We start from the raw sequence: 11,072 nt of genomic DNA, 5'->3' as shown, positions 1-11,072 counted from the left end.
TGGGGAGGCTGTATGCCGACTATCTATCTTCACTGTGGTGCCCCCAAAACGGGCACTTCATTCCTGCAAGTTCTTTTTGCGCGCTACGCAGATGCTCTGAAAGAGAATAATATCATCTACCCGCAGAACGCCTTCACAGAGGGCGCAAGTGAGGGCCGAATTACGTCTGGGAACGCGATACTTATGGCCAATTATCTTCGGCCTCAGCTCCCGCATAGAATAGACAACAAAGACGCGTTTATTGACGATTTCGATCAACTTCTCAAAGAAGGGCAGGGCAGTCATTTCCTATTCTCTTCCGAATTTTTGGTATTCCCAAAGAATGAGAGGACTGAAGCTCTCGTTCGCGTGATCAGAGAGAATGACTATGACGTAAAAGCTTTTTACTTCGTGAGAAACATGGCTGATGCTGCCCGCTCTGCCTATTCTCAGGAAGTAAAACGCCATGGGGAGGTTAGGGATTTCTCCGAATTCCTGAAGACCTGGGATGGGTTTGCGCTGCATCATACGAACCTGATCGCCAACGCTTTTGGAGAAGAAGCCCTTTCTCTGCTGAACTACGATGAACACAAGGGAAAGTTAGCGTCTTTTGTGTTTAAAGAGGTTCTCGGATGTGACTTTGAACCTGACTTCCGTGAAAAAATTAACCGGTCCTTGACGGACAAAGAGCTGGAGCTGCTGAGGTCATTTAACCAAGTGGCTGGAGCTCAAAACGCTTTTGCCAGCACCTTTGCAAGTGACGCTTTGATGCAGATACCTTCTGAAGATGTGGTTCGTTTTGTTCCAGATGAGACGGAGTATTCTATTCTCGAGGGAAGATTTTCGAATGCCGTAAATAAAATAAACAATAGAATGAAAGGCCAGCCAATAAAAATCTCCTCGGATGTAAAAGAAAGTAGTGTGCGAGAAGATTTGACGGATTTTGAAAGATTCACGATGGCTGTGCTCGCTAAGCTCGTGAACAATACAAGGAGTAGATAAGGGCATAGCACTGTTTATGTCGCCACTTATCTTTCCTCAAAAATACAGAAGGTCTTCCAATAGTGCATCTGAATTCTCCTCTTGTTCTAGGCGCGCATACGGCAATGCCCGAGAAGCCAGCTCCAGTCTCCCAATTGCTTCTACGTACGGGGCAAAACACAGGAAACATGATGTTTTCTGATGCATCGTATGAAATTTTCGATGATGCGAAGAGGGTATGGTTTGGCGAAGTGTCGGATGAGCACTTAGAAGGACGTGATTGCATCGTTCTCGCAGCCGCGAATTGGTTGAGCCAAGACTCAGAGTGGAGACCCGCGCTTGTGGACTGGCTTGACCGTACAAACCTACCGATCATTGCTTTAGGCCTAGGTGCTCAAGCAGATATGAACGGGCGTATACCAAGTTTGCGGCCTTCCACGAGAAAACTAGTGTCTATACTCGCTGAGCGCAGCCCTGCCATTGCAGCGCGAGGGACGTTTTCATGTGAAGTGTTGGCGCACTATGGTGCCAAGAATGCTGTGCCAACAGGTTGTCCTTCTTTGCTACTGAATCGAGCGAAGCGGTTTAATTTTGACCAGCGTTCAGGGCCATCGATTTTGAAGAGTAGCGATATTGCCGTCCACGGAACGCGTCATCACTATAAGAACGCGACTGAGTTTCACGCAAAGTTCTATGATGTGGCTATGTCGAGGGAATACGACGTAGTTCTGCAATCAGAACTTGCAGACATGTACTTTGCTCTCGGTGTCAAAAATCGAGATTTTGATGATTTAAAAGCGAAAGAGTGCTTGGAAAAAACATATGGGTCAAAGTATGAGCTCATTCAAAGGTATTTAAAAGACCACGGTAAAGTGTTTTTCTCAGTGGGCGAATGGTTGCGTTTTTGTAGTACAAAAGAATTTGTCTTTGGAACGCGAATCCATGGGACAATAGCTTCTTTGCTTGCAGGTACCCCAGGGGCCTTGATCGCTCATGATAGTAGAACAAAAGAGCTTGGCGAAGCCATGGGTATATTTTTCGTGGAAGCAAGGGATTTTGATGCGGAAAATATGCCTGTAGATGAGCTTTACACAAGATGTCTCTCGCATGATTTCAATCAAAAACATCTCGAATACTTAGACAGATATTCTGAATTCTTTCAGAAGGCCTCTCTCGAAACAAACGTTTTTAAACTTTGCGCATGACATGATGTTTTTAGTATGGCTATTGTTTTAGATAAATTTAACATAGCGTATTTTTCTGTGCCAAAGGTCGCTTGCACATCTTTAAAGAGGATGTTTTATTTTGCTGAGTCTGGTGAGGATTTTAAGCCTTTTTTTCGGAATGGGAAAAAGATTTATGTTCATAAATTGTACCCATGCACTGCATTTTCTAAAATAGATTCTATGAAGATCCAGAGCTATTTCAAGATATGCGTAGTTCGTGATCCCGTGAGTCGATTTTTGTCTTGCTATTCAAATAGGGTCCAACATCACTGGGATTTAGCGAAAGGTAAGTTGTCTGATGTGGCAGTGACCAGCGGGGCACTCCCAAATCCGAGTCTGGAAGACTTTGTTGACCGAATAGAATTATATCGAAGATACTCCCACTCAATATGGCACCACACAAATTCTCAATGTTTTTTCTTGGGGCGAGAAAAGGACTTTTATTCAAAAGTTTATACGATGAGTGAGCTTGATACATTGAGATGTGATATGTCCAGTATCACTAAAATGAATTTGGAATTGCCACATGTTCAAAAAGGCGGAAAAAAATTAAATCAAAGTGTGTTGTCGTCAAATGCTAAAGAAAAAATACGCAAGATGTATGATGTTGATTATCAGACATACAACTTCGCTTGAGGTATCTTAACAAGGGATAGCCTCGAATATAGTTATACGGATCAGAGGGCTTCTTCTAGCAGAGACCGTACTTGTGTATTCCTCTTCACGCATGCATTGCGTTGGATCGCTGGCATATTTTGGTAGGATTTGAAGGATCCAGAAACAAATTCCTCCCAGCTAACTTCGGTGCCTCTGACAATTAGTTTTTCACTTTCTTGGGAATGTATCCGAAGCTCATCTTTTACCCATGGTAAAACAGGCCAGATGATATTGTCCAAGTCTTTTTGAGGCCTTGTTTCGCTCTGCTCGATTCCTAAGGTCTCGCAAATTTTTTCAGACAGGAATTTGAAGATTTTCTTTTTTGGATGATTGAATTGATTCATGAGAATTTCATGTCTGCCCGTCTCATTTATGAAATTAGACACTTCAATGTCCACGGCAGCGTCGATTTCTCGCTGTTGCAGCGCCGTTACTGCAGACTGCCATCTTTCTGTGTAATAGCGATTATAGAAGATATTCTTTTGATAGAGCAGCTCTACAGTTTTCTGGATCGGTATCCCTAAATCAAAGGCGTGGAATACCCCCATGTCATGTACTGAATCAGCAGGTGTTTTTATACCGCTTACGGTGGAAATTGTAGGAAAGTACCCATTAAAGTAGCATGATGGGATGCAAATTAGCGTTAGGGTTTCAGTTAACTGGTTTCTTAAATTTCCTGTCTCAAATTCGCTAAAGCGTTTCTTGTCTACGACTGGTTGATGTATGACGAGATCCAACTCCTTCAATTTTTCAAAATATGTGTGAATATCAGATCGTTGAATGAGATGAATGGGTGGTATCTTTACCCAAGTATATTGATCATTGAAGTCTTTATTTGAAAGAAGCGCGTTCGCCAAATAGGGAGCTTGGCAGTTTCCTATAACAGAGAATGTGCGTTTACCTTGCATAGGTTCGGATGCTCCACTTAAGTTTGTGCGTGATGCTGAAGTGCAAAGCATGCTTTACTAAGACACGCGCACTGCATCGACCAACGTAGATTTCGTGCCATGTGACTGCCTTTACGTTTCGCGAAAAGCTTTGACAAAATAGTCCATAAACGGCTTCAGCAAGTAGGTCATGGGCGAATGATCTGCTGTTTTCAGATAGGCTTCGACGGGCATGCCGGGGATGAGCTGGGTGTTGCTTGGCAGGCGTTCTAGCTCGCCCTCGTTCAGCTCGATTTCCGCGCGGTAGTAGGACTGGCGGGTGCGTTCGTCCTCGAAAGCGTCCGCAGAGACCAGATGGACTGTGCCGAACAGCTCGGGGGTTTTGCGCTGATCCAGGGCCGAGAAGCGCAGAGCCACGTCTTGCCCAACGAAAAGCTCGTCGATGTCAGTGGTGCTGACCTGTGCGGCGATGATCAGGGGGCGGTCTTGGGGCACGAGATAGAGCACAGGTGCGGCCGACTGGATCACAGAGCGGGGGGTATGCACCTCGAGGCCGTAGACGATGCCGGACACAGGGGCGGTGATGTCGAGACGGTTCAGCTTTTCCTTCAGAGAGCGGCGTGTCTCGGCCAGTTCCAACTCGCGGTATTGCAGGTCGCGCAGGCGGGTGATGGCTTCTTCGCGCTGGGTCGTGCCGAGTTTCAGGATTTCGATATCCATTTCGGTGATACGGCCTTCGGATTGCGCTTCTTCGGCGATCAATTCCCCCAAAGAGCCGGCGAGATCGGCCTGAACGCGGCGCAGGTTCAGCACGGTGCTGGCCTGAGCCAAGCCGCGGTCCAGCAGAGCGGTCTGGTTCTGTAGTTCCTGCTCGACCAGTTCCAGCTGATTACGGGCCGCATCCTGCTGCGCCTTGATGCCGACGATTTGCTCGCGGATCTGGCTGGTGCGCTTTTCGAGCTGTTCAATCTCGCGGTCGACGGACTCGCGGCGGGCCTGGAACAGGCGCCGTTGACCTTCGATCAGATCTTCGATCTCGGGGCGGTCCTTGGCGGCCGCCAGAAGGTCCTCGTCAAAGGTGATCTCGTCGGCTTCTTCGATCTCGGCGACCAGGCGGCCGCGGCGGGCCATCAGTTCGAACAGCTGCCCTTCGGTGATCAGAAGGTTCGAGCGCAATTCGTTGGGATCCAGACGGATCAGAACGTCGCCTTCGGCAACGGTATCGCCTTCGTCTACCAGAATTTCAGAGACGATCCCGCCGTCCAGATGCTGGACGACCTGACGGTTTCGATCCACCTCAATGCGGCCCGAGGCAATCACAGCCCCCGAAATCGAGGCCATAACGGCCCAAGAGCCAAAACCACCCACTAGGATGAGCAGTCCGATGAGCCCGATAATCATGGGTTTGCGGACAGACCAGTCACGTTCGACGCTCATTGGACGCCTCCTGCGGATTTCGGAGCCTGACGGATGGTTTGATGGTTGGTGACCATTTTCTGCAGCACTTCGTCTTTGGGGCCAAAAGCGGTTTGGACGCCATTATCAATGACCAGAAGCATTTCGCATTCCTGAATGGCCGCGGGGCGGTGGGCCATGATCATGACCGACTTGCCTTCGGATTTCATTTGCTTGATCGCGTGGTTCAGAGCCATCGAGCCTTCGTTGTCGAGGTTCGAGTTCGGCTCGTCCAGAATGACAATCACAGGATCATCATAGAGGGCACGGGCCAGAGCGACGCGCTGCATCTGGCCACCAGAGAGACGTCCGCCACCGGGGCTGACCTGAGTGTCATAGCCATCGGGGAATTTGACGATCAGGTTATGCGCGGCGGCTTTTTGCGCGGCGCGGACGACCTTTTCGGCATCCGGCTCGTTCGACAGGCGCGCGATGTTCTGTGCGATGGTGCCCTCAAAGAGCTGTACGCGCTGGGGCAGGTAGCCGATATGGCGCCCCAAGACATCTGGATCGTACTGGTCTAGCGATGCCCCATCCAGACGAACGGTGCCGCTGGCAGGCTTCCACGCACCGGTCAGCGCCTTCGCAAGGGTTGATTTGCCAGAGCCTGACGGGCCGATGATACCGACCGCTTGGCCGGGTTGGATTCGGAACGACACGTTGCGCAGCTGGGGCGTCTTTTCGCCGGGGGCTGCCACAACAAGGTTCTGGACCTCGAGCATGGCTTTGGGCTTGGGCAGGGCGGTCCGTTCCTGTTCGGGGCGGACTTTGGCCAGCAGCTCGGCCATGTTGTGCCAGCCCTTCATGGCGCGTTGCACCAGTGCCCACTGACCCAGCGCCAGTTCGATCGGGGCCAGAGCGCGGCCCATTAGGATCGAGCTGGCGATCATCGCGCCGGGGGACAGGCCTTCGGTCAGCACCAAGTAGGCACCAAGACCCAGCATCGCCGATTGCAGGAACAGGCGCAGGGTTTTGGTCAGGACCGTGAAGCCGCCAGAGGTGTCGCTGGCCGCCACGTTGTCGGACAGGGCCTCGTTGCGGCCCTTCTGCCAGCGCAGGAATGCGGCTTTGCGCATCCCCATGGACTGGATCATCTCGGCTTCGTTGCGGATTTCCTCGGACATGAGGTTCGCTTTGTGCCCCGAAGCGGTTGCCTTTTGCATGGGGTTCTTGCTGGCCACCTGGTTGATCAGGGCGATCACGACCAGCACCGCGCCGCCGACCAGCGCCAGAATGCCGAGCCAAGGGTGGAACAGGGCAATCCCTGCCAGGAAGATGGGCGACCAAGGCATGTCGAACGCCGCCCCGACCACGGGGGACGAAATCAGGCGCTGGACGGATTCCAGATCAGAGAGACCAGTTTGAGCCACAGGATCTTTGGCGACCGCAGAGCGGCGGATCATCGCGTCAAAGACACGCCGATCAAGGCTGGCTTGAAACCGTGCCCCGATACGGGACAGCAGACGCCCGCGGGCATAATCCAGAATGCCCATCAGGCTGTAGAGGAACACCACCAGAAGCGAGAGCGCGACCAATGTCGCCTCGGACCGTCCACCAAGAACGCGGTCATAGACCTGCAGCATGTACAGTGGGCCGGTCAACATCAGCAGGTTCACAAAGAAACTGAAGATCGCGGTGATCCAGTAAAGATGTCTGCTGCGACGACGGACCTCGGCAAGCTCGTCGTATCCAGGTTTCAAAAGTGACTGTATCATGATCCGGGGATATTTTCTTTTTGATCCAAGTTTCAACCCACCCACAGGAGCCGATCCGCGCCTTGGAACATTAGAAAGGGGGCGCGCTCTGGCTATTATCGCGCATCTATGGGCCAAAATCCCTATTATTAAAAGCCTAAGTTGTTGTGAATGCCTTCGGGAATTCCTTGCTGTGCCATGTGAAGCAGCCCTTGATTTGGTCTGGTTTCGATAGGGAAAAACCTGCATGAAGCGCGTGCTACGTTCTTGCCAGTGCCGCCTTGGGTGCCGGTGCTGTTCCACACTCGCGATTGAGGAGGGTGCCCGTGTCCATCCAGCCCAAGATTGTCATGACGCTGCTGGTGCGTAACGAAGAAGACATCATCGCAGAGAACATCCGCTTTCATCGTGCCATGGGCGTGGACAGTTTTATCGTCATGGACAACCTCTCGACCGATGACACGCCGCAGATCCTGAAGGATCTGTCATCCGAGGTCGAGATCGACTACCTGCTTCAGACCGAGGACACCTATAACCAGTGGGAGTGGGTCACTGGCATGGCTCGCCGCGCCGCCACCCAGCACAGGGCGGATTGGGTGATCAACAATGACGCCGACGAATTCTGGATGCCCGAGACGGGTGATCTGAAAACCCTGCTGTCGGCTTTGCTGCCCGAGACGGCGGCCCTCTCGGTCGAGCGCCACAATGCGGTGGTGACATGCCCTGCAGAGGCTCCGCTCGAAGGGCGCAGCCATCCGCGCCATACCACGATGTTCGAGCGCCAGAGCCTGAATGTGACGGGCCACCCCTTGCCGCCCAAAGTCCTGCACCGTGCCAGTGCCGAGGTCACGGTGTCCCAAGGCAACCACGCCGTCGAAGGCCTGATTGGCACGGTCGAAACCGCCGGAACCCGCCTGCGTATCCTGCACTTCCCGTTCCGTAGCTTGGCGCAATACGAGTCCAAAATCCGCTTGGGCGGGGCGGCTTACGCCCGCAATACGGCGCTCTCTCCTGTGATTGGCGGGACGTGGCGCACGCATTACAGCCAGCTGACCAACGACGATGCGGGCCTGAACCAGTTCTGGGCCGAGTTGAGCCTCACCCCCGAAGAGATCGATATCGGCCGGTATGCGCGGGTTCTGGACTGCGATACGCGCCTGAAGGCGTTTTTTGACGAGGCGCTGCCCACTCCAACACCGCAAGCGCGACCTCCTCTGCTGAAGCGGGCCGTGCAGCGCGTCCAAAGGAACCTTGCACGGGCAATGTCGCATCAGCAGGACCCGCAGCCCACTGCAGTGATGCCCACTGAGACGGACCCGATGTCGGACGCGCTCTCGCATCTGCTGGATCGGTCCTCGCAGCTTGTGGGGGACTTCACCGCGGGATTGGCCCATCACATCACCAATGCCGGGCGCGATCTGCGCTGGGAACGTCCCATGTACCACAACCTGCGGTTTGCGGTGTCTGGCGCAGAGGCCCATTTGGCAAAGCTACAGTCTTGGCAGGGCGAAACAGACCCTCAGGCGTTGCTCCAGCGGTTCTCCGAAATACGGGACTGCTTTTCCCTTTTTCCCCGAAACGGATACCTCAAAGAGTTTCTGACGGCCCTTCTCGGCATGGCGCATCCCGAGGCCGTGTCCCGCCTGCGTGCTGATTGTGCGGGCAAACGGGTGATCCTGCACACCAGTTGCAGGCCGCGTCTCCAAGACACCCTAGACACGATCGCCTCCTTCAAAAGGTTAGATGGCCCCTATCACCACATCATCCTGATGGGGCAAAACAGCCAACATACAGAGCATGAAACCCCGCTCTCTCTGGCGTATGACGGTCAAATCCTGCGAGTCCCGACCCCCGACAATTACGAGAGTCTGCATCGCAAACTGTTCTATGCCTTCATGTTGCTGGACCTCTTGGCCAAGCCGGAGCTGGTGGTGAAAATTGACGACAACCTAGTGCTCGACGATCCGACCGCTTTTGCAGCATGCCTCCAGCAGGTCGCAGATACCAAGGCCGCCTATGCGGGGCGCCTTGTCGGGGCCGATCAGCATCACAGCCAGTGGCATGGCTGGCACCTTGGCAAATGCGCCGACCCTCTGATCGAGGCGCGGGGCTATCAGTATCCGCTCCCGCGGGAATATGCGGCCGGTGGGCATGGCTACATCCTGGGTCCCGAAGGACTAGCCGCCTGTACCTACATGTACCTTGCTATGCAGACCTTCTTTGCCATGCCTGTCGTGGGCCTCGAGGATGCCTGCGTCGGACATGCGACTTATGCCCAAGGAATTGAACTCTTTGATCTTTCTGACCCAGAGCGGCTACTGGCCTTGCCAGGTCTGGCGACCAAAGAAATGCTCAAACGCGAGCAGGGGTGGGAAGCTATCTTCGGCCCGCGCCCACCGCGAGAAACATAAAGGGCAGGGTCCCTAGCCCTGTTTCTTGGCGCCCTTCCACTTCATGTGCATCAGCTTTCGGCTCAGGATCTCTTCGACCAGCGCGCCTTCGAACGGCTCCTCAAGGAACGCGAACAATGGCCGCCATGCCTCGGGCGAGGTGACGTAGTCATTGTAATGCATCGCAAGGCTGCACTCGGGATGGGCCGCCTGCCACGTGCGGTACAGCCCTTCGGCCGCTTCCAACTCTGCGCGCACCTCTGCTTCGGGCATAGTTTTCCACCATCCTGACCGGCAGACTTGCGCGTGATTTCGGGTGTTAAAAATGAACCGCGCGTCCGGCATGAACCGCTTCAGAAACTCTAGCATCGGCATGAAAAGCTCAGGGTCCTGATGCCACCGGATCTCTTTGAACCCTGCCACTCGGGTGTCCGCATCGGGGCGCAGCACCCGCTGGGTGAACACCTGCGCAAGGTCCTGACCGAACTGATCCGGATCAATGCCTTCGTACCCGAACCAAGGCTGATGCGGTCCCGACGGCAAAGGCCCCGCGATTTTCATGCGCGCGATCTGTTCGGGCGAAAACTGCCTCAGAGCCTCCCAACTCTGCACGAGGCTCGAGAGAATGTTGTTATTCTCGCCGCGTAGAACATATCCGGGCAGTGCATTGAACATATTCTGCAGCAGGGTTGATCCGGACCGGCCATAGGTGATCACAAACACGGTTTTCTGAAGCATCGGTCCTCGTGGGGCAAACAGGTTGCTTAGGCACTATCAGGATCACCTTAGATTGGACAATGCCGCAGCTTTCCCAGAGAGCCGTATCGACAACAGAAAAGGGGCCCCGAAGAGCCCCTTTGAAGATCGCTAAGCAACAAGCTGATTAGACGGTGACCCAGTCATCGGTTGCAGCTTGCAGAGCAGCTTTGGTCACGCCATCCAGAGTGATGGTCTGACCCGGTGCGATTGCGATGGTTGCATCGCCGCCAACCTCCGAGGTTGCTGCCAGAACTGCGGCAGTATCTGCGAAACCAAACGCCGACAGATCCAGAACGTCGCCTTCGTCAGCTGTGGTACTGAGAATGTCGAAGTCTGTGATGGTGTCGTTGCCGTTGCCCGAGGCGAATGCGAACACGTCGTCGCCAGCAGCGCCGGTCAACAGGTCATTGCCTCCGCCGCCCCAGATAGTATCGTCGCCTGTACCTCCGACTACAGTATCACTACCTGCGCCATTGAAGAGCAAGTCGTCGCCTTCGCCGCCGAGCACGGTATCGCTGCCGCCACCTGCATAGATGGTATCTGCACCCGCGTCACCGCTGAGGTAGTCTTTGTCTTCACCAGCACCTGCGTAGATGATGTCGTCGCCTTCGCCACCCAAAATGCTGTCTGCACCTGCGCCGCCGCCTAGGATATCGTTTCCGGTTCCGCCGTCGACAGTATCCACATCTGCACCAGCCCAGATCACGTCATCATCTGTGCCGCCGTCGATGCTGTCTGCACCTGCACCTCCAAAAATGGTGTCGTCGCCTGCATCTCCGGTCAAAACGTCAGCGCCGCCTTTACCACCGATGATATCATCGCCTGCGCCACCCGAGATGGTGTCAGCTTCGTTAGCAGCCGTCGCACCGGCGTAGATCACATCGTCAAAGCCGGAACCGATGATGGGGTCTGCTCCGGCTGAGTGCAGAATGACACCTTAAGCGCCGAGGACGCGTTCTCCATATTCGCGCAGGTTGCCTTTGGGATCGACGTATCGGTACAGGGTGACGGGTTTCACGCCCAGTTCACTGCACAGCTCTGAAA

Annotated in this window: 9 protein-coding genes and 1 pseudogene; 4 read left to right on the top strand and 6 right to left on the bottom strand. The window is 53.9% G+C overall.

Annotation, left to right across the window (positions count from 1 at the left end; genetic code table 11):
* Positions 1-12 precede the first annotated feature (12 nt).
* The 3 genes from AB9K37_RS00815 to AB9K37_RS00805 all read left to right on the top strand — a co-directional run bounded on the left by AB9K37_RS00815 (position 13) and on the right by AB9K37_RS00805 (position 2,822).
* The gene (locus tag AB9K37_RS00815) at positions 13-981 is read left to right on the top strand and encodes a hypothetical protein (RefSeq protein WP_369835132.1); all 969 of its coding nucleotides are present in this window, start codon (positions 13-15) and stop codon (positions 979-981) included.
* A gap of 170 nt (positions 982-1,151) precedes the next feature.
* The gene (locus AB9K37_RS00810) at positions 1,152-2,165 is read left to right on the top strand and encodes a polysaccharide pyruvyl transferase family protein (protein ID WP_369835131.1); all 1,014 of its coding nucleotides are present in this window, start codon (positions 1,152-1,154) and stop codon (positions 2,163-2,165) included.
* 15 nt (positions 2,166-2,180) lie between these two features.
* A complete protein-coding gene (locus AB9K37_RS00805; RefSeq protein WP_369835130.1) occupies positions 2,181-2,822 on the top strand; it encodes a sulfotransferase family 2 domain-containing protein in 642 nt (213 codons plus the stop codon).
* A gap of 41 nt (positions 2,823-2,863) precedes the next feature.
* Here the strand turns inward: AB9K37_RS00805 and AB9K37_RS00800 are convergent, their stop codons facing one another.
* The 3 genes from AB9K37_RS00800 to AB9K37_RS00790 all read right to left on the bottom strand — a co-directional run bounded on the left by AB9K37_RS00800 (position 2,864) and on the right by AB9K37_RS00790 (position 6,900).
* Positions 2,864-3,751 carry a WcbI family polysaccharide biosynthesis putative acetyltransferase gene (locus AB9K37_RS00800; protein WP_369835129.1) on the bottom strand — a complete coding sequence of 296 codons (888 nt, stop codon included), beginning with the start codon at positions 3,749-3,751 and terminating at the stop codon, positions 2,864-2,866.
* A gap of 111 nt (positions 3,752-3,862) precedes the next feature.
* On the bottom strand, positions 3,863-5,167 hold the full coding sequence (locus AB9K37_RS00795; RefSeq protein WP_369835127.1) for an HlyD family type I secretion periplasmic adaptor subunit: 1,305 nt from the start codon (positions 5,165-5,167) through the stop codon (positions 3,863-3,865).
* Positions 5,164-6,900 carry a type I secretion system permease/ATPase gene (locus AB9K37_RS00790; RefSeq protein WP_369835126.1) on the bottom strand — a complete coding sequence of 579 codons (1,737 nt, stop codon included), beginning with the start codon at positions 6,898-6,900 and terminating at the stop codon, positions 5,164-5,166. The genes AB9K37_RS00795 and AB9K37_RS00790 overlap by 4 nt, the downstream gene beginning before the upstream one ends.
* A 305-nt stretch (positions 6,901-7,205) precedes the next feature.
* Between AB9K37_RS00790 and AB9K37_RS00785 the strand changes: the two genes are divergently transcribed.
* Complete coding sequence (locus AB9K37_RS00785; RefSeq protein ID WP_369835125.1) at positions 7,206-9,290, top strand: glycosyltransferase family 2 protein; 2,085 nt, start codon at positions 7,206-7,208, stop codon at positions 9,288-9,290.
* 12 nt (positions 9,291-9,302) lie between these two features.
* Here the strand turns inward: AB9K37_RS00785 and AB9K37_RS00780 are convergent, their stop codons facing one another.
* From AB9K37_RS00780 to AB9K37_RS00770, 3 genes and pseudogenes are all read right to left on the bottom strand, one after another.
* Positions 9,303-10,007: a sulfotransferase gene (locus tag AB9K37_RS00780; RefSeq protein ID WP_369835124.1), complete on the bottom strand. Its 705-nt coding sequence runs from the start codon at positions 10,005-10,007 to the stop codon at positions 9,303-9,305.
* A 145-nt stretch (positions 10,008-10,152) separates the two neighbouring features.
* The gene (locus tag AB9K37_RS00775; RefSeq protein WP_369835123.1) at positions 10,153-10,908 is read right to left on the bottom strand and encodes a calcium-binding protein; all 756 of its coding nucleotides are present in this window, start codon (positions 10,906-10,908) and stop codon (positions 10,153-10,155) included.
* A gap of 57 nt (positions 10,909-10,965) precedes the next feature.
* Positions 10,966-11,072, bottom strand: a pseudogene (locus AB9K37_RS00770) (transposon DNA-invertase); the annotation flags it as partial.

This window comes from Donghicola sp. XS_ASV15, assembly GCF_041224595.1.
Taxonomy (GTDB): domain Bacteria; phylum Pseudomonadota; class Alphaproteobacteria; order Rhodobacterales; family Rhodobacteraceae; genus Donghicola.
This window is presented reverse-complemented; position numbering and strand designations above follow the sequence as displayed.

Bases quoted from the DNA above. Each gene is read 5' to 3' on its own strand.
- AB9K37_RS00815 (WP_369835132.1), top strand. From the start codon at position 13: ATGCCGACTATCTATCTTCACTGTGGTGCCCCCAAAACGGGCACTTCA.
- AB9K37_RS00810 (WP_369835131.1), top strand. From the start codon at position 1,152: ATGTTTTCTGATGCATCGTATGAAATTTTCGATGATGCGAAGAGGGTA.
- AB9K37_RS00805 (WP_369835130.1), top strand. From the start codon at position 2,181: ATGGCTATTGTTTTAGATAAATTTAACATAGCGTATTTTTCTGTGCCA.
- AB9K37_RS00800 (WP_369835129.1), bottom strand. From the start codon at position 3,751: ATGCAAGGTAAACGCACATTCTCTGTTATAGGAAACTGCCAAGCTCCC.
- AB9K37_RS00795 (WP_369835127.1), bottom strand. From the start codon at position 5,167: ATGAGCGTCGAACGTGACTGGTCTGTCCGCAAACCCATGATTATCGGG.
- AB9K37_RS00790 (WP_369835126.1), bottom strand. From the start codon at position 6,900: ATGATACAGTCACTTTTGAAACCTGGATACGACGAGCTTGCCGAGGTC.
- AB9K37_RS00780 (WP_369835124.1), bottom strand. From the start codon at position 10,007: ATGCTTCAGAAAACCGTGTTTGTGATCACCTATGGCCGGTCCGGATCA.